16 protein-coding genes are annotated in these 17,987 nt (G+C 54.2%); 2 read left to right on the top strand and 14 right to left on the bottom strand.

The features are described from left to right. Positions 1–17: 17 nt before the first annotated feature. The 7 genes from CWI35_RS11095 to CWI35_RS11065 form a co-directional block, all read right to left on the bottom strand. Positions 18–650, bottom strand: coding sequence for a TetR/AcrR family transcriptional regulator (locus tag CWI35_RS11095; RefSeq protein ID WP_011232859.1), 633 nt, complete (start codon positions 648–650; stop codon positions 18–20). Between the two features lie 246 nt (positions 651–896). Then, positions 897–2,039 (bottom strand): acyl-CoA dehydrogenase, encoded by a 1,143-nt coding sequence (locus tag CWI35_RS11090; RefSeq protein WP_011232860.1) that lies wholly within the window; start codon positions 2,037–2,039, stop codon positions 897–899. Positions 2,040–2,563: 524 nt separating this feature from the next. Further along, positions 2,564–3,697 (bottom strand): acyl-CoA dehydrogenase, encoded by a 1,134-nt coding sequence (locus tag CWI35_RS11085; protein ID WP_015376073.1) that lies wholly within the window; start codon positions 3,695–3,697, stop codon positions 2,564–2,566. Between the two features lie 233 nt (positions 3,698–3,930). Then, entirely contained in the window at positions 3,931–4,782 is an 852-nt protein-coding gene (locus CWI35_RS11080) for a 3-hydroxybutyryl-CoA dehydrogenase (protein WP_011232862.1), read from the bottom strand. Between the two features lie 12 nt (positions 4,783–4,794). After that, on the bottom strand, positions 4,795–4,986 hold the full coding sequence (locus CWI35_RS11075; protein WP_081601545.1) for a hypothetical protein: 192 nt from the start codon (positions 4,984–4,986) through the stop codon (positions 4,795–4,797). Positions 4,987–5,104: 118 nt separating this feature from the next. Beyond that, positions 5,105–6,283, bottom strand: a complete 1,179-nt coding sequence (locus CWI35_RS11070) for an acetyl-CoA C-acetyltransferase (protein WP_015376074.1) — start codon at positions 6,281–6,283, stop codon at positions 5,105–5,107. A 156-nt stretch (positions 6,284–6,439) separates the two neighbouring features. Beyond that, positions 6,440–8,536, bottom strand: coding sequence for a heterodisulfide reductase-related iron-sulfur binding cluster (locus CWI35_RS11065; protein ID WP_014196973.1), 2,097 nt, complete (start codon positions 8,534–8,536; stop codon positions 6,440–6,442). 336 nt (positions 8,537–8,872) lie between these two features. Here CWI35_RS11065 and cls point away from each other — a divergent pair, with 336 nt between their 5' ends. After that, positions 8,873–10,063 (top strand): cardiolipin synthase, encoded by a 1,191-nt coding sequence (cls, locus tag CWI35_RS11060; RefSeq protein WP_015376075.1) that lies wholly within the window; start codon positions 8,873–8,875, stop codon positions 10,061–10,063. 129 nt (positions 10,064–10,192) lie between these two features. Here cls and CWI35_RS11055 read toward each other — a convergent pair whose 3' ends face one another. The 6 genes from CWI35_RS11055 to speE form a co-directional block, all read right to left on the bottom strand. After that, positions 10,193–10,360 carry a XapX domain-containing protein gene (locus CWI35_RS11055; protein ID WP_013146634.1) on the bottom strand — a complete coding sequence of 56 codons (168 nt, stop codon included), beginning with the start codon at positions 10,358–10,360 and terminating at the stop codon, positions 10,193–10,195. Positions 10,361–10,434: 74 nt separating this feature from the next. Beyond that, entirely contained in the window at positions 10,435–12,108 is a 1,674-nt protein-coding gene (gene argS, locus CWI35_RS11050; protein ID WP_011232868.1) for an arginine--tRNA ligase, read from the bottom strand. 3 nt (positions 12,109–12,111) lie between these two features. Beyond that, on the bottom strand, positions 12,112–12,543 hold the full coding sequence (locus CWI35_RS11045; protein WP_011232869.1) for a YwiB family protein: 432 nt from the start codon (positions 12,541–12,543) through the stop codon (positions 12,112–12,114). A 254-nt stretch (positions 12,544–12,797) separates the two neighbouring features. After that, the gene (locus CWI35_RS11040) at positions 12,798–13,175 is read right to left on the bottom strand and encodes a hypothetical protein (RefSeq protein ID WP_011232870.1); all 378 of its coding nucleotides are present in this window, start codon (positions 13,173–13,175) and stop codon (positions 12,798–12,800) included. 131 nt (positions 13,176–13,306) lie between these two features. Continuing rightward, positions 13,307–14,182, bottom strand: coding sequence for an agmatinase (gene speB / locus CWI35_RS11035; RefSeq protein ID WP_014196976.1), 876 nt, complete (start codon positions 14,180–14,182; stop codon positions 13,307–13,309). Positions 14,183–14,195: 13 nt separating this feature from the next. Further along, complete coding sequence (speE, locus tag CWI35_RS11030; RefSeq protein ID WP_014196977.1) at positions 14,196–15,023, bottom strand: polyamine aminopropyltransferase; 828 nt, start codon at positions 15,021–15,023, stop codon at positions 14,196–14,198. Positions 15,024–15,279: 256 nt separating this feature from the next. Here speE and CWI35_RS11025 point away from each other — a divergent pair, with 256 nt between their 5' ends. Continuing rightward, complete coding sequence (locus CWI35_RS11025; RefSeq protein WP_021321336.1) at positions 15,280–17,325, top strand: transglycosylase domain-containing protein; 2,046 nt, start codon at positions 15,280–15,282, stop codon at positions 17,323–17,325. 131 nt (positions 17,326–17,456) lie between these two features. On the opposite strand, the gene CWI35_RS11020 is transcribed toward CWI35_RS11025, so the two are convergent. Continuing rightward, positions 17,457–17,972 (bottom strand): YwhD family protein, encoded by a 516-nt coding sequence (locus tag CWI35_RS11020; protein ID WP_014196979.1) that lies wholly within the window; start codon positions 17,970–17,972, stop codon positions 17,457–17,459. Positions 17,973–17,987 lie beyond the last annotated feature (15 nt).

The following is a 17,987-nucleotide window of genomic DNA, read 5'->3' as shown; positions in this document are numbered from 1 at the left end:
CGTTTCTTCTCCCCCTTTTAGACTCGCTGTTTCTCCATAATCCCCTTTAATAAAAACTCGGTTTGCAGTTCGATATATTCATCGAGTGTATACATTTTCCGCAGCACCCAACGGCGGAACGCCCACATTTGCCCAAGAACGACGATGTTGTGGGCGAACAGGCGGATTTCGCTTTCAGAAAGCTGCAGCGCCCCGCTCTCAACGCATGCGCGCAAAATATGTTCGAAAATCGCCGCCATATCGAGTTCTTTATTCAACACATACGGCAGCGATTCTTTGCTTAGCGCTTTCACTTCTTGATACATGACGAGCACTTCATCATCGAGTTCATCAACAACGCGGAAATAGTGGGCAATGGCGCGCCTTAACCCTTCGATCGTGCCATGGTGGGCACCGAGGTCTTGTTCCGTCCGCTCCCGCACTTCGTCGTAAATGCGGTCGCACACGAGATAGAGGACGTCTTCTTTCTTGCGGATGTACTCGTACAACGTGCCGATGCTGAAGCCGGACGCTTTGGCGATCTCCCTTGTCGTCGTTTGGTGGAAACCTTTTTGTTTAAACAAGGAAATCGCGCCTTTGATCATCTCATTGCGCCGTTTTTTCACGAGCTTTTCGTCTTTGACCGATGCAATCACTTCCCGTTTTTTCATGTTCGTTGTCTCTCCCCCATTCCCATTTGACGGCGGGGCGCCGCCCCGCCCCATGCCTATCCGTGCGCCCTTCCCCAAAGCGCCAAGCCGCCGTTCAGATCCAAAACCATTGAAATGACGCACAATGTTTCAATCGCGCGCCAACACGAATGAGTGGACGCGCAGTGTTTAATTGTGTGTCAACACGAATGAGTGGACACGCAATGTTTAATTGCGTGTCAACACGAATGAGTGGACACGCAATGTTTAATTGCGTGTCAACATGCGCGAAATGACAAGGCGTTGGATTTCTTGCGTTCCTTCGTAAATTTGCGTAATCTTCGCGTCGCGCATAAACCGCTCGACCGGGTAGTCCTTCGTGTAGCCGTTGCCGCCGAAAATTTGCACCGCCTCGACCGTCACTTTCATCGCCGTGTCGCCGGCAAACAGTTTCGCCATGGCGGATGCTTTGCCGTACGGCAAGCCATTCGACTCCAACCATGCCGCTTGATAGGTCAAGAGCCGCGCCGCTTCAATGGCCGTCGCCATGTCAGCGAGCTTGAAAGCGACCCCTTGCTGCTCGATGATCGGTTTGCCGAACTGGACGCGCTGTTTCGCATAGTCCACCGCCGCATCCAGCGCGCCCTGGGCAATGCCGACCGCTTGGGCGGCGATGCCGTTGCGGCCGCCATCGAGCGTCATCATGGCGATTTTAAACCCTTCTCCTTCTTGACCGAGCAAGTTTTCTTTCGGAATGCGGCAATCTTCAAAAATGAGCTCCGTCGTCGGCGACGAACGAATGCCGAGTTTCTTTTCCTTTTTGCCGAACGAAAAGCCCGGCGTTCCTTTTTCCACGATAAAGGCGCTGATCCCTTTATGCCGCTTTTCCGGATCGGTGACGGCAAATACGACGTAAATTTCCGCTTCGCCGCCGTTGGTGATCCATACTTTCGAGCCGTTTAAAATGTAGTGGTCCCCGTCTTTTACCGCACGCGTTTTCATCGAGGCGACATCCGACCCCGCCCCCGGCTCGGACAGAGCGTATGCCCCCAGTTTTTCCCCAGTCGCTAAGGCGCGCAAATACTTTTGCTTTTGTTCTTCGTTGCCGAACTTGTAAATCGGCCAGCTGGCGAGCGATATATGCGCGGAAAGCGTCACCCCGGTCGAGGCGCAGACGCGCGACAGCTCCTCAACGGCAATGACATAGGCCAAATAATCGCTGCCAATGCCGCCGTATTCTTCCGGCCACGGAATGCCTGTTAAACCGAGTTCAGCCATTTTGTTGAAAATGCCGCGGTCAAACCGCTCTTCTTCGTCGCGCTCAGCGGCAGTCGGCGCTACCTCATTTTCGGCAAATTCGCGCACCATTTTTCGCAGCATTTCATGTTCTTCGCTCAATCGAAAGTTCATCGTTTCATTCCCCCGTTTTCCTATATATCCGAAATCCTCGTCCCCCGTGCCAGCGTGATCACCGTTTTCCAAAAACAGACAACGAATCGTTGTGCCGCGACGTTGCCATCCAGTTCGCCGCCCATTCCGGGTTTTCCAAAGACAGACAACGAATCGTTGTTGGGAAAAGAGAATAGGATCGCTCCGGCTGCACAACAAAACGCAGCAAATGACAGAGCCCCGTGTTTATGCCTCCATCCCTGAAAGCGGCGTTGTTCAGCCTTCCGAAGACCCGACGGTTTGCGGCTCATTCCACCATTTCATTCGGTTGCCAATCATGAGCTGACTGAACACAAGCTTTTCTGCCTCTTCCCTCGAACAAGAACGCCGACGGGCAAATGCCATTTGCCCGCAAAACGTTCATTGTTCGAGGAGGGCATGCTGTCGCATGCCCAGTCGGCAAGCGAACGGCTTGCCGACTACGGCAGAAAAGCTAGGAACAGAGCCTTCTCATCTGGTTTGGATTGGTTCATCAACATGCCTGGTTACAAATGTTTGCTGATGACGATGCGCTGAATTTCGCTCGTTCCTTCGTAAATTTGCGTAATTTTCGCGTCACGGAACAGCCGCTCGACCGGGTAGTCTTTCGTGTAGCCGTTGCCGCCGAAAATTTGCACCGCCTCGATGGCATTGTCCATCGCTGTTTGTGAAGCGAAGAGCTTCGCCATCGACGCCTCTTTTCCGCACGGCAGCCCTTGCGCGCGCAGCCAAGCGGCGCGATAGACGAGCCATTTCGCCGCTTCCGCCGCCGTCGCCATATCGGCAAGCTTGAAAGAGACGCCTTGCTGCTCGATGATCGGTTTGCCAAACTGCACCCGCTCTTTCGCGTAGGCGACGGCATGTTCGACTGCCGCCTCCGCGATGCCGAGCGCTTGGGCGGCGATGCCGATCCGACCGACGTCAAGGTTGGCCATCGCGATTTTAAATCCTTCCCCTTCCTGACCGAGCAAGTTTTCCGCCGGCACTTCGGCGTCTTCAAACGTAATGGTCACCGTCCGCGACCCGTGCAGCCCCATCTTCTTCTCATCTTTGCCAATCGACATCCCTGGCGTCCCTTTTTCCACAATGAACGCGGAAATGCCGCGGCTTCCGGCTTCTTCCGGATTCGTGCGGGCGAAGACGATGTACGTATCTGCCTCCCCGCCGTTGGTGATGAATATTTTTGAGCCGTTTAGCACATAACGATCTCCACGGCGCACCGCTTTCGTCTTCAAGCTTTTCGCATCCGAGCCGGCGCTCGGTTCAGTAAGGCAAAACGCCCCCAAGTACTCACCTCGGGCGAGCTTTGTCACGTATTTTTGTTTCTGTTCTTCGGTGCCGAAATACAAGATCGGATTCGTGCCGACCGACGTGTGCACTGATAAGATGACACCGACGGTCGGGCTCACTTTAGAAATTTCATGAATGGCGATGATGTACGAAACAAAGTCCATACCCGCGCCGCCATATTGCTCCGGGACAGTGATGCCCATTAGGCCGAGTTCGGCCATTTTCGCTAAAATCGGGCGCGGAAACTCCCCTTGTTCCATGCGCTCGACAAATGGGGCGATCTCCGCCGCGGCGAACTCGCGCACCATTTGCCGCATCATTTCCTGCTCTTCGGTGAAGCGAAATTCCATGAAATGGCCTCCTTCCGATGTCGCTGACACAATGGTGTTTTCAGGCGCTCCTCCGCTCCATGGGGCAGCCAGCAGGCAACTGAACGATTCTATAGATTTGCCTTATAGGCTGTAAAACAGCGTTCCCGCATGCACCTAACGTGCGGCGTTACGGTCGGCAGACAGCATAGCGGGCGCCGCCCCACGCACATTGCGGCACGCTTCGGCGTTGTCCTGGAGCGACGCCAAGCGGTTTATTCATACGTGTAAAATCCGCGGCCCGTCTTGCGGCCGAGCCATCCGGCTTTCACATATTTGCGCAAGAGCGGGCATGGGCGGTATTTGTCATCGCCGAACCCCTCATGAAGCGTTTCCATAATGTATAAGCACGTATCGAGCCCGATAAAATCAGCGAGCGTCAGCGGACCCATCGGATGGTTCATGCCGAGCTTCATCACTTCATCGATGGCTTCTTTGGTCGCCACCCCTTCGTACAAGGCGTAAATCGCTTCGTTGATCATCGGCATGAGAACGCGGTTCGAAATAAAGCCCGGAAAGTCGTTCACTTCGACCGGCACTTTGCCGAGCTTGCGGGCAACGGCTTCGATCGTTTCATACACGTCATCAGCCGTCGCCAATCCGCGGATAATTTCGACGAGCTTCATCACCGGCACCGGGTTCATAAAGTGCATGCCGATCACTTTCTCTGGCCGTTTCGTCGCGGCGGCAATTTCCGTAATCGGCAGCGACGACGTGTTCGACGCTAAAATCGTCTCCGGGCGGGCGAGCGCATCGAGCTCGGCGAACAGCTTTGTTTTCACGTCCATGTTTTCGACGACCGCTTCAATGACAAGATCCGCTTCAGCGGCGGCATGCAAGTCGGTCGAGCGGGCAAGCCGCGCGAGCGCTGCGTCTTTGTCCACCGCTGTCATTTTCCCTTTTTCCACTTGGCGGGCGAGCCCTTTTTCGATGTTGGCGATTCCTTTGTCCAACTGCGCTTCGCTAATGTCGTACAAAAACACTTGATAGCCAGCGACGGCGCACACTTGAGCGATTCCTGACCCCATCTGTCCGGCGCCGACGACCATGATTGTTTTCACATCCATCTTCTGTTCCCCCTATCGTCCGCTTTGCGTTTCCTTCTCCGCGCCTAAACTCATATGTCTCACTGCCGCCAGCAACCAACGGCAAACGGTCTTTGCATCGTCATCACAACAACCCCTGCTGTCAACCGTTGATGCCGCGGCTGTTGCGGCAATGAGCAACGTGCCGCACGCTGCGGCAGAGACAGCGACGGCATGCCGCACCATATGGCGCGATGCCTCATGACGCAACGCTTGGGGCAGACGGTCACACGCCGCATCCTATGCCTTGGCGCAACACTGGAAGGCGACGGCGGCATGCCGCTTGCCCGCCGCGCCCCGCTCGTTATACCTCGACCAAGATGGCGTCGCCTTGGCCGCCGCCGCTGCAGATGGCGGCGATGCCGAGGCCGCCGCCGCGGCGTTTCAGCTCATAAATGAGCGTGAGGATGATGCGTGCGCCGCTCGCGCCGATCGGGTGGCCGAGGGCGACAGCGCCGCCGTTGACGTTCACTTTTTCCGGGTCAAGGCCGGCGATTTGGATCGCAGCAAGAGCAACAGCGGCAAACGCTTCGTTTATTTCGAACAAGGCAATGTCGTCGACCGTTTTTCCCGTTTTGCGGAGCAGCTCGTTGATGACAAGTCCCGGCGTTTTTGGGAAATCTTTCGCCTCAACGGCGATGGCGGTGTGGGCGACAACAGTCGCGAGCGGCTCAAGCCCCTCGCGGGCGGCGCGCTCCTCGCTCATCAAGACGAGCGCCGCGGCGCCGTCGTTGACGCCCGGGGCGTTGCCGGCAGTGATCGTTCCTTCCGGGTCAAACACCGGCGGCAGTTTCGCCAACGCTTCAAGCGACGTGTCTTTGCGCGGCGCCTCGTCGTGTTCGACGACAAGCGGCTCTCCTTTGCGCTGCGGAATCGTCACCGGAACGATCTCTTCCGCGAGCCGACCGGCTTCGATGGCGGCAATGGCTCGCATATGGCTGCGGTACGCCCACTCATCCTGCGCCTCGCGTGTAATGCCAAGTTCACGCGCTGTATTCCCGCCATAAACGCCCATATGGACGCCGGTAAAACTGCATGTCAAGCCATCATACACCATTAAATCCTTCACCGTGCTGTCGCCCATTCGCAACCCCCAGCGCGCTTTCGGCAGCACGTACGGGGCGTTGCTCATCGATTCCATCCCGCCCGCGACAACGACATCGGCGTCGCCTAAGCGGATGAGCTGATCCGCGAGCGTCACGGCGCGCATGCCCGATGCGCATACTTTATTGACCGTCTCGGTGCGAACATGCCACGGAATGCCGGCATGGCGCATCGCCTGCCGCGATGGGAGCTGTCCTTGTCCGCCTTGCAAGACGGTGCCTAAAATGACATGATCGACTTGTTCCGCGCTCACATCCGCGCGGGCAAGCGCTTCTTTCACGGCAATGCCGCCGAGTTCTGACGCTGACAGCGCTTGCAAAGAACCGCCGAGTTTTCCGAACGGGGTGCGCGCCCCGCTGACAATCACTGTTTTTCCCATATTCCTCTCCCCTTTTCATCGGATAAGAAAGCGATTACAAAACACAGACTGAACGCTCGCTCGGTCGTGGTGCGAAAGAGAAGGTGTACGATCATACACCTTCTCTTTCATTATACTTATTATTTTAAAAAATAGAAATTGTCTTCGCAACTATTTTTACGACGCCGCTTCTTCTTTTTCTTCACCAAATACTGATTTTGCCAAAATCTCGGCGACATCGTACGTAAAGACGCGGTCTTCCACTTCCTTGGCCTTCGTGCCGTCTGACAACATGGTCAGACAGTACGGACAGCCGGAGCTGATGACCGTCGGATTGACAGCGAGCGCTTGCTCAGTGCGGGCGACGTTAATCCGGTTGCCGGTCGTCTCCTCCATCCACATGAGGCCGCCGCCGGCGCCGCAACACATGGCGCGTTCGCGGTTGCGCTCCATTTCGACAAGCTCGACGCCCGGGATAGCGCGCAAAATTTTCCGCGGCGCGTCATAGACGTCATTGTAGCGTCCTAAATAGCACGAGTCATGGAACGTAATGCGTTCATTCACTGGATGTTTCGGCACGAGCCGCCCTTCTTCGATGAGCTTGGCGAGCAGCTCGGTATGATGATACACTTCGGCCTCGAACCCAAAATCCGGGTATTCATTTTTGAACGTATTGTAAGCGTGCGGGTCGATCGTCACGATTTTCTTGACGCCCGCTTTTTCAAATTCCGCGATGTTGTTCGTCGCTAATTCTTGGAACAAAAACTCATTTCCTAACCGGCGCGGCGTATCGCCCGAGTTTTTCTCCTTGTTGCCTAAAATCGCAAACTTGACGCCCGCTTCGTTCAGCAGTTTGGCAAACGCAAGGGCGATTTTTTGGCTCCGGCTGTCATACGACCCCATCGAGCCGACCCAGAACAAGTACTCGATTTCCTCTCCCGCTTTCGCTGCCTCTTTGACGGTCGGCACATGCACATCATCGCGCAGCTCGCGCCAGTTCTCCCGCTCTTTTCGGTTCAAGCCCCACGGATTGCCTTGGCGTTCGATGTTCGTCATCGCCCGCTGCGCGTCCGGGTTCATCCGTCCTTCCGTCAGGACAAGATAGCGGCGCAAGTCGATGATTTTATCGACATGCTCATTCATGACCGGGCATTGGTCCTCACAGTTGCGGCACGTCGTACAGGCCCAAATCTCTTCTTCGGTGATGACATCGCCGATTAAGCTTGGCATTTCGATCGTCGCCGCCTGCTCCGACGCCGCGGCGAACGCGAGCTGATTGCCCCTTGTATGTTTGAAAGCGAACGCGGGCACCCACGGCGTGCGTGACGTGACGACCGCCCCTTTCTCCGTCAAATGGTCGCGCAATTTTAAAATCAAATCCATTGGCGACAACATTTTCCCCGTGCCGGTCGCCGGACACATGCTTGTGCAGCGGCCGCATTCGACACAGGCATACAAGTCGATCAATTGCTTTTGCGTGAAATCCTCAATTTTGCCGACGCCAAACGATTCTTGGCTTTCGTCTTCAAAATGGATCGGCGCAAGCTTCGGCCGCGTCAGCCGGCTGAAAAAGACGTTGATCGGCGCAGCGATCAAATGGGCGTGCTTTGATTGCGGCACGTACACGAGGAACGTGAGCAAAATCAACAGATGCACCCACCAGGCGATAAAGAAGAGCACCGCAGCCCCCGTTTCGCCGACCCAGGAAAACGCGGCAGCAATAAGCGAGGCGACCGGCTCGCTCCATGTCGCTTCTTCGCCGTGCCAAATGATGCTCATCCCGTTGCCGAACAACACCGACAGCATGAGCCCGGCGATGAAGATGAGGACAAGCCCAGCTTTCAAGTCGCGCTTTAAACGGACGAGCTTTTCAATGTAACGGCGGTAAAAGGCGGCGAGCACCGCGATCAAAATAAGCAAGGTAACGATTTCTTGGAAAAACGTAAATCCCGCATACAGCGGCCCAAGCGGCAAATGCGCCCCCGGCGCAAGCCCTTTGATGATGAAATCAATCGCGCCAAATTGGACGAGAATAAAGCCATAGAAAAAGACGACGTGGATCAGTCCGCTTTTTTTGTCCTTGAGCAGCTTTTTCTGGCCGAACACGTTGACCCAGATGTTTCGCAGCCGCTCTTTTACTTTGTGGTCAAACTCGAATTTTTTGCCGAGTTTGATGTACATCGCCCGCGTTTTTACGACATATGCAAACAAGTAAATTGCGTAAGCGGTTACAAGCAAAAACGCGAGCCAGTTCACCACCAACAAGGCATTCATCTTCTCTCCCCTTCCCCCGTTTTTCGAGCGAATGTGTTGCCATAACAAAAGAAATTTTCAGAATTCGCTTTATGTCTATTGTACAAATGAATGAGCATTCAGTCAATAGCCTTTTTTTCATCCCAGCCGCGAAAACTTTCCCTTTGCAACGGAGCGATCGCGGGGGAATCATCGATTTGTTCAGCCCTCTATAGACTCCCATGACGAAAAAAATTCATCAATATGGAAATTTTATTCATTTGGGGTTTGGGTATGTTCACGGTAGATGCAATTTGAAACGTTTTGCGCGTTCTCGGGCACATTAATAAATACCGAATCGACATAGGAGGAGAAGATATGGTCGTCATTTCCGTCATTGCCATCGTATTGCTGCTTGTTTATCTTGATGACAAGCTTGGACAGTTCATCTTCCGCAATGGGCGCAAAAAAGTCGTCTACCCGGAGCGGAGAAGCGATATTTCCCTCTATATCAACGGCAGGCATTTATTTTCTGATTACTTCGCTGAACTAGGCCGCGCCCGCGATCATATTCACGTCTTGTTTTACATTATAAAAAATGACGAAACGAGCGCGCCATTTTTCCAGATTTTAAAGGAAAAAGCAGCTGCCGGCGTGAAAGTGCGAGTGTTGACCGATTGGATCGGCAGCTTTGGACTGCCGAAAGCGCTCATCCGTTCGCTCGAGGAAAGCGGGGTGGAGTTCGCCTATGCCCGAAAGCCGCGCTTTCCGTTTTTCATTTACCGCCTCAACCGCCGCAACCATCGGAAAATTACGGTCATCGACGGGCGGGTCGGCTACATCGGCGGTTTTAACATCGGCCGTGAATACAACGGAAAAGACGCCAACTTCGGCGAATGGCGCGATTACCACTTAAAAGTGAACGGCGAAGGGGTTCACGACTTGCAAGAACAGTTTTTGCACGACTGGGAAGAAGCAACGGGTCGGACGGTGCCTGACAAACATCGCTACTTCCCGCCGCTTCCGGCCGGCGCCATTCGCCATCAGCTCGTCGCCACCAACGGCGCTGCCCTTGAAGAACAGTTTATCGAGGTCATCCGCCAGGCGAAAAAAGAAATTATGATCGGCAGCCCATACTTCATCCCAAGCCGGCCGCTGTTTAACGAGCTGATGCAAGCGCTTCGGCGCGGGGTGCGTGTGACCGTCCTTGTGCCGCTGAAGGCGGACCATTTATTTGTCAAAGAGGCTGCCTATCCGTACTTTTATCGACTCTTGAAAGCCGGCGCGCGCATTTACCGCTTTTACCAAGGATTTTACCATGCAAAAACGCTCGTCATCGATGAGGAGTGGTGCGACGTCGGCACAGCAAATTTCGATCGGCGCAGCTTGTTTTTAAACAGCGAAATCAACTGCTATGTGTTTGACCGCGCGTTTACCCGCCTCGTCAAACGGGCGATCGAGCGCGATTTGTTGCGCGCCGAGCCGCTGACGGTCGACTTTTGGCAAAAACGTTCGCTTCTTGACCGCGGCAAACAGTCGATTTCCCAGCTCATCTCCGCCTGGCTTTGACCGGTCTGAAGTTCCATTTCCCTCCCAAGCAACAGAAGAAGCAAAAAAACCCGGCCGGCGCTTCCGGCGGCTTGATGCTGCCAAAATTGCGCCAACCGGGTTTTGTTCCCCGTTTGATCATGCAAGTGCTTACTTCCAAAACACCGTGAACCATTGAAACAACCGCATGCCGAGATACACCCCGACGATGCCGGCGATGCCGGCCAACGCCGGGGGAGCGGGAATCGGCAACCGAAGCAAGGTGAACAAAAAGCCGACAACGATGCCGGTGATGAGCGATAGTACAACTTCTTTCATTTGTTGATCCTCCACCACTGTTTTTCTTTAGAATGCCCAAACAAAAGAGGGAGCAGTCGCTCCCCCTCGTTCGTTTACATTTGTTCCGGCGCTGAAACGCCAATGAGCGCTAACGCATTTTGCAGCGTAATTTGCACCGCCTTGACAAGCGCGAGGCGGGCTTTTGTTTTTTCGATGTTGTCCAGATCAAGCACTTTTTCCGCGTTATAAAAGCTATGGAGCGCGGAAGCCAAATCGAATGCATAGGCGGTGACGCGATGCGGCATCCGCTTGAGCGCCGCCTCGGCGACGACATCGGGGAAATCGCCGAGCACTTTGAGCAGCTCGATTTCCTTTTCCGTTTCCACAAGATGGTGAAGCGCTAAGTCGCCGTCATAGGAAATGTGTTGTTCCTCCGCTTGGCGAAGAATGCTCGAAACGCGGGCGTGCGCGTATTGGACGTAGTAAACCGGGTTTTCATTCGACTGCGACACGGCCAAGTCCATGTCAAAATCCAAATGCGTATCGCCCGAGCGCATCGCAAAGAAATAGCGGACGGCATCGACGCCGACTTCTTCCATGAGCTCGCGCATCGTCACCGCCTTGCCGGTGCGCTTGCTCATTTTGACGCGCTCACCGTTTTGGTATAGGTTCACCATTTGAATGATTTCCACTTCAAGCGCCTCCGGATCATAACCGAGCGCAGCGATCGCCGCCTTCATGCGCGGAATGTAGCCGTGGTGGTCCGCCCCCCAAATGTTGATGAGCTTTTTGAACCCGCGCCGCAGCTTGTCTTGATGGTAGGCGATGTCCGGAAGCAAGTACGTATATGTGCCGTCCTGCTTAATTAAGACGCGGTCTTTGTCGTCCCCAAACGCCGTCGAACGGAACCATGTCGCCCCGTCCTGCTCGTAAATATAGCCGCGCTCGCGCAAAGTGGAAAGCGCTTCGTCGATTTTTCCGCTTTCATAGAGCGATGTTTCCGAATACCAGACGTCAAACGGCACACGGAAGTCGGCCAAGTCTTTTTTGATTTTTTCAAGCTCATAGCGGAGCCCATAGTCGCGGAAAAAGGCAAGCCTTTCTTCTTCCTCCATTTCGACAAACCGGTCGCCGTACTCTTCGGCAAGCTTTTTGCCGATTTCGACGATATCGTCGCCGTAATAGCCGTCCTCCGGCAACGGCATATCGACACCGAGCGCCTGAAAATAACGGGCTTCGACCGATTTCGCTAAATTGTAAATTTGCTTGCCGGCGTCATTAATATAGTATTCACGCGTCACGTCAAACCCGGCTTTCGCCAAAATGTTGCAAAGCGAATCGCCGACCGCCGCGCCGCGGGCATGACCTAAATGCAGGTCTCCGGTTGGATTGGCCGAGACGAACTCGACTTGCACTTTTTCCCCGTTGCCGACGTTCGATTCGCCATACGCTTGTCCCGCCTGCAAAATCGCCGGCACGACCGCCGTCAAATAGCGGTTGTCCATGTAAAAGTTAATAAACCCCGGCCCGGCGATCTCGATGCGGGCGACCGACATGCGTTCGCGGTCAAGCTGCCCGACGATGGCTTCGGCGATCGCCCGCGGCGGTTTTTTCGCGATGCGGGCGAGCTGCATGGCGATGTTCGTCGAGTAGTCGCCATGCGCCTTGTCGCGCGGCACCTCAAGCAGCACATCCGGCAGCTCGTCGGCCGAAGCCAGCCCTGCTCTTACCGCCGCCTGGCGGATTTCTTCTTTCATCTTTTCCTTGATTTGTCCGACAATGTTCACCGCTTATACCCCCTTAAATGTCAACGTCAACGTATGGCGCCCGCTTCGCTCATCGCCTAGCATCAGTTCATAGGAAAGAAAGAGCCGCCCCTTTTTCCGCTGCTCATCATAGTGAAACTCCATGGAGCTCGTTTTGGCCGCCAGCGCCCATCGTCCGAACGCTGTCCCATAATGGCCCGATGTTTCTTGGCGGCGGCGGAACGTTTGCCGCATCTCGACCGCTCCGGAACGAAGGACGGTCACCTCGTCAGGCGCGATTTTCACAATGTTGTTCACCCGCCCGAGTTCGTTTTCTTCGGCAAACTGCAAATAAACGGTTTCCCCTTTTATGTAATACGTGCCATCCGCCTCAAGCACAACCGTCTCTTGGCGCGGACCGTCGCGAATGACAGCCACTTGGCGGAGGCGCGCCGGGATGCCGTTTGTTTCCTTCATATCGATGAACACACCTTTGCGAACAAACAGTCATAATTTATAGTATAATGAACTGTTTCGCTCCATTCAAGAGGGGACAAACCCGATGGCAGATTTCCGCTCCAGTGGGCAAAAAAAGGGGCTGACCCAAAAGGTTGTTTTTCCTTAAACAAAACACAACATATCGTTTCTTAATGATTGTTTTATACCTACATACGGTAATAAGAAAAGGTGTCCCGATCCTTTTGGGACACCCTCTTTGTTCCATCGGTATTTTATGATGACGCCCGAACATTTTTTAACACGTTAATAGCAAAAAGAATGACACCTATCACGACGAGCACCCCGCCAATCGCTGTCACCGGCACGAACGCTTCGTTGCCGTAAACGACGAAAATGAGACCGATCATCATGACCGGCAGGCCGATATTGTGCAGCCAGAAATGCACTTTCGCCCATTTCGTCGCCGCCGCTTGTGGAAATAAATGATAGATGATGCCAGCAAGCGTCAAGGCCGTCCAGCCAAGCAAGTTGATATGGACATGGACCGGGGTCAGCGCAAACGAATGGGTCATCGACATGCCAAGCCCCATACAGACGCCAATGACAAAGTACACAACGGAAATTTTGATCAGCTTCACGCCCATCTTCATTCCCCCTCTCCTTTTTCTGTAAATACATTACATATTATTACGCTCCGTACGCTCATATTCCTGCATCTTTTGTCCCACCAAAGAAAAAAGCGCCCTCGCAAACTTGCGATTTAGGCGCTTTTTCTCATTTTTCACTTCGCCACCCAGCCAAGCAGCATTTCTCTCACAAGCTTGCTCGCCGTATTGGCCGTTTGTTCGGAATGGTCGTAAATCGGTGCGACTTCCACCAAATCGGCGCCAACGACTCGCACGTCGGAGCGGGCGATCTCGTGAATGGCCGAAAGCAGCTCTTTTGACGTAATGCCGCCGGCATCGACCGTCCCAGTGCCTGGGGCATGAGCGGGATCAAGCACATCGATGTCAATCGTCACATACACCGGACGGCCAGCGAGCTTCGGCAACACGGAGCGGAGCGGTTCAAGCACCTCAAACTTGGCGATGTACATGCCGTTTTCTTTCGCCCATTCGAACTCTTCCTTCATGCCGGAGCGGATGCCGAACGAAAAGACATTCGTCGGGCCGATCAGGTCAGCGACCTTGCGGATTGGCGTCGCATGCGACAGCGGCTCGCCTTCGTAATGTTCGCGCAAGTCCGTGTGCGCATCCATATGAATGACGGCCAAATCCGGGTAGTATTCATACACCGCTTTCATGACCGGCCAGGAGACAAGATGCTCGCCGCCAAGGCCGAGCGGAAATTTGCCGGCGTCAAGCACCTTTTTCACGAACTGTTCAATCAGCTCCAAACTGCGGGCCGCATTGCCAAATGGCAGCGGAATGTCCCCAGCGTCAAAGTAGCGGATGTCTTTGAGTTCGCGGTCCAAATATGGGCTGTACTCCTCAAGCCCGATCGACACTTCGCGGATGCGGGCCGGGCCAAACCGTGAGCCAGGCCGGTAGCTGACCGTCCAGTCCATCGGCATCCCGTAAATGACGGCTTCGCTTTCTTCAAAATTCGGATGGCTGCCGATAAACACGTTGCCCGAATAGGCTTCATCAAATCGCATTGCCTGCGCCCCCTTACTTCGTTAAATCCGCGACAAATTTCGGCAAGACGAAACACGCTTTGTGCAATTCTTTCGTGTAATATTTCGTCTCAATGTCATGGAACCGGTCGTCGCTCACAGCGAGCGGGTCGTATTTTTTCGAGCCGAGCGTAAACGTCCAGAGCCCGCTCGGATACGTCGGAATGTTCGCCGTATACAAACGGGTGATCGGGAAAATTTCTTTCACATCGCGGTATACGTTGCGAATCAAATCGGCCTTAAACCACGGATTGTCCGTTTGGGCGACGAAAATGCCGTCTTCCTTCAACGCGTTGGCGATGCCGGCGTAAAACCCTTTTGTGAACAAGTTGACCGCTGGGCCGACCGGTTCGGTTGAGTCAACCATAATGACGTCATACTCGTTTTCGCTTTTGGCGATATGCATAAACCCGTCATCGACTTTCACTTCGACGCGCGGATCATCGAGTTTGCCGGCAATCTCCGGCAAGTAGGTTTTCGAGCACTCGATCACTTTGCCGTCAATTTCGACAAGCGTCGCTTTTTTGACGCTTGGGTGCTTCAGCACTTCACGAATGACGCCGCCGTCGCCGCCGCCGACGACAAGCACGTTTTCCGGATTGGGGTGGGTGAACAGCGGCACATGGGCGACCATTTCATGATAGACGAACTCGTCTTTTTGTGTTGTCATGACCATGCCGTCTAGAATGAGCATGTTGCCAAACTCCGCCGTTTCGACCATATCGAGCTTTTGGAACGGCGTCTGTTCTGTATGTAAAGTGCGGATGATGCGTGCGGTGATGCCAAAATGCTCCGTTTGCTTTTCGGTAAACCAAAGTTCCATCGGTAACATCCTTTCTCCGAGCGTTGCTTACTATACAAGTTTTCCTTAGCCAACGAAAAACTAAACATGAAAAAGTATAGAGCAATCTAGCAAAAATGCAAGAGGAACAAGTTTAAAATAAAAAATTTTTTTTCATACTGGTAAGAAAAAGCGGAAAACCTCGCTGGCGAAGCCTTGACAAAAGCAAGGCGGCGCATTCAGCCGGGCGTCCGCCCGCATGTCTAAAACAACGCCAAAACCGTTGAGGTGATGCGCAATGGAACCGATCCCGGGCAGCCGTTTTCGCGGCACGTGGAAATATGTGCGCGCCGCCGTCTTTATCGGCTTTTTTCTCGTCATCTTTGCCTTCGCCGCTCTCGGGAGCTTTGTGTTGTTCGCGAAAATCGAAGGCGCCCCGCCGGTCGCCGTGCCGCAGACGACGATTTTTTATGCCGCTGACGGCAGCAAAATCGGGGAAAGCGACCATGGTCAAAAACGCTATTGGGTTCGGCTCAAAGACATGTCCCCGCACATCATCGAAGCGACGATCGCCGTTGAAGACCGGAAGTTTTACGAACATCACGGGTTTGATTTGAAGCGAATCGCCGCCGCCATCATTGCGAATGTCGAGGCGATGGCAAAAGTCGAAGGGGCGAGCACGATCACCCAGCAGTATGCGCGCAACTTGTTTTTGACGCATGAAAAAACGTGGTCGCGAAAAATCCAGGAAGCGTTGTACACCATCCGGCTTGAAGCCAACTACAGCAAAGATCAAATTTTGGAAGGCTATTTGAATACGATTTACTACGGCCATGGCGCCTACGGGATTGAGGCGGCAGCCCGCTACTATTTCGGCAAGCACGCGAGCGAGCTGACGCTCAGCGAGGCAGCCATGCTCGCCGGCATTCCGAAAGGGCCGTATTACTACTCGCCGTTTGTCAATGAACAGCGTGCGAAAGCGCGGCAAAAAATCGTGCTCACCTCCATGGTGGAAGCCGGCTACATCAGCCGCCAAGAAGCGGAGCAGGCGTACCGCGACAAACTCGTCTACGCCCGGCACCGGGAACAAGAGCAGCCGATCGCTCCGTATTTTCAAGATGTCGTCAAACAGCAGTTGCGCACGAAACTCGGCCTGGATGAGCGGACGATCGAGCTTGGGGGGCTGCGCGTTTATACGACGCTGGATCCGCGTCTGCAACGGATTGCCGAAGAGCAAATCCGTCGCATCATCGACCCGCACTCCGCCATTCAAGCGGCGCTTGTGTCGATGGATCCACGCACCGGGGAAGTAAAGGCGCTCGTCGGCGGACGCAACTACGAAGAGAGCCCATTCAACCGGGCCGTGCAGGCGGAACGCCAGCCAGGGTCGACATTTAAGCCGTTTTTGTATTACGCGGCGATCGAGCAAGGATTCACCCCATCGACCCAACTGCGCAGCGAGCTGACGACATTTACGTTTAACGGCGGCCGATCGTCGTACACCCCCCATAATTACAATGACTACTATGCCAACGGCCCGATCACGCTCGCCGAGGCGCTCGCCGTATCCGACAACGTCTTTGCGGTGAAAACGCTCCAGTTCATCGGCGCCGACAAACTCGTCGACACAGCGAAAGCGCTCGGCATCACAAGCAGATTGAAAGCAGTGCCGTCGTTGGCGCTCGGCACCTCGCCCGTGAAAGTGATCGACATGGTGGCCGCGTACAGCACGCTGGCCAACTACGGCAAACAAACCGAACCGGTGTTTATTCAAAAAGTCGTGGATGCAAACGGAAACGTGCTATATGAACATAAGCCGGAGAGCCGGCAAGTGCTCGACCGCGACGCGGCGTTTGTGACGACCCATTTAATGACCGGGATGTTCGACCCGAAGTTAAACGGCTATACAACCGTCACCGGGCAGTCAATCATCGATGACATCACGCGTCCGTACGCCGGCAAGTCGGGAACGACGAAAACGGACAGTTGGATGATCGGGTTCGCCCCGCAACTAGTCGCCGGCGTCTGGACCGGCTACGATCGCGGAGAAACGATGGATCGTCCTGCGGAAAGGCAATATGCCAAACAAATATGGGTTCACTTTATGGAACAAAGCCTCGCTGGCGAACCGAAAAAATCGTTCAAACCGACCAAAGGCGTCATCGGCGTCTACATCGACCCGCAAAACGGCAAGCTGGCCACCGACTCCTGTCCGGTGAAACGAAAAACGTACTATCTCATCGGTACAGAACCGACCGACTATTGCACCGACCATTTGGAAAAGAAAAAGAAGAAAAAAGAAGACAATCAAAGCTGGTTCGAGAAATGGTTCCCATGGTTTTAAACAAGAAAATCCCCTGCGTATGCACGCAGGGGATTTTCTTGTCCTAGTTTTCCTGTGTTATACATGTAGATTTAGTTTATCCTTTTTTTCACACAAGAACAAGCCCTTGCCCATATCTTTTCACAAAACCGTCACATTTCCACTTCCAAATCTTGTTTCAGCTTGTCGCTCGAACGGTTCCACATCCCAATGTCGTGCCCTTTCAAAAAGTCGGCGAGCACCCGTTTTGATTTCGCGTCCATATGATCGACAATAATGTGCCGCTTTAGCGATTTATCGAGCCGGTTCACATGTTCCGGCAATAACTTATAGCCGCGGCGCGCCTCACGGTCGATCGTCATTTCGCACGCCGTCACCCCGGCGTAATACGGGCCGTCCTCGCGTCGTTCAATCGTCACCCAGACGATCCAATACGGCTTGCCGTTTGGCACGGCGGAACGGTCGGGCAAAAACTTGATGCCGCGCTCGACGGCGCTGCGCGCATGCATCGCCCCCATATCGACGAACGCTTCGCCCGCTTCGACGTCAATGATGACCGGCGAAACGTTTTCTAAGCTCAACGCCCCGGCGCCAAAGCCGCGGTGCCCGTCGGTCGGATCGTCTTTGATGATATTAAAGCCGATGTTTTTTTTCTTTTTTTGCTCCATTCCGCTTGTTCCTCC

This window comes from [Bacillus] caldolyticus, assembly GCF_003595605.1.
Classification (GTDB): domain Bacteria; phylum Bacillota; class Bacilli; order Bacillales; family Anoxybacillaceae; genus Geobacillus; species Geobacillus thermoleovorans.
This window is presented reverse-complemented; position numbering and strand designations above follow the sequence as displayed.

Coding starts and splice junctions, on each gene's coding strand:
- CWI35_RS11095 (WP_011232859.1), bottom strand. CDS start 650: ATGAAAAAACGGGAAGTGATTGCATCGGTCAAAGACGAAAAGCTCGTG.
- CWI35_RS11090 (WP_011232860.1), bottom strand. CDS start 2,039: ATGAACTTTCGATTGAGCGAAGAACATGAAATGCTGCGAAAAATGGTG.
- CWI35_RS11085 (WP_015376073.1), bottom strand. CDS start 3,697: ATGGAATTTCGCTTCACCGAAGAGCAGGAAATGATGCGGCAAATGGTG.
- CWI35_RS11080 (WP_011232862.1), bottom strand. CDS start 4,782: ATGGATGTGAAAACAATCATGGTCGTCGGCGCCGGACAGATGGGGTCA.
- CWI35_RS11075 (WP_081601545.1), bottom strand. CDS start 4,986: ATGGTGCGGCATGCCGTCGCTGTCTCTGCCGCAGCGTGCGGCACGTTG.
- CWI35_RS11070 (WP_015376074.1), bottom strand. CDS start 6,283: ATGGGAAAAACAGTGATTGTCAGCGGGGCGCGCACCCCGTTCGGAAAA.
- CWI35_RS11065 (WP_014196973.1), bottom strand. CDS start 8,536: ATGAATGCCTTGTTGGTGGTGAACTGGCTCGCGTTTTTGCTTGTAACC.
- cls (WP_015376075.1), top strand. CDS start 8,873: ATGGTCGTCATTTCCGTCATTGCCATCGTATTGCTGCTTGTTTATCTT.
- CWI35_RS11055 (WP_013146634.1), bottom strand. CDS start 10,360: ATGAAAGAAGTTGTACTATCGCTCATCACCGGCATCGTTGTCGGCTTT.
- CWI35_RS11045 (WP_011232869.1), bottom strand. CDS start 12,543: ATGAAGGAAACAAACGGCATCCCGGCGCGCCTCCGCCAAGTGGCTGTC.
- CWI35_RS11040 (WP_011232870.1), bottom strand. CDS start 13,175: ATGAAGATGGGCGTGAAGCTGATCAAAATTTCCGTTGTGTACTTTGTC.
- speB (WP_014196976.1), bottom strand. CDS start 14,182: ATGCGATTTGATGAAGCCTATTCGGGCAACGTGTTTATCGGCAGCCAT.
- speE (WP_014196977.1), bottom strand. CDS start 15,023: ATGGAACTTTGGTTTACCGAAAAGCAAACGGAGCATTTTGGCATCACC.
- CWI35_RS11025 (WP_021321336.1), top strand. CDS start 15,280: ATGGAACCGATCCCGGGCAGCCGTTTTCGCGGCACGTGGAAATATGTG.
- CWI35_RS11020 (WP_014196979.1), bottom strand. CDS start 17,972: ATGGAGCAAAAAAAGAAAAAAAACATCGGCTTTAATATCATCAAAGAC.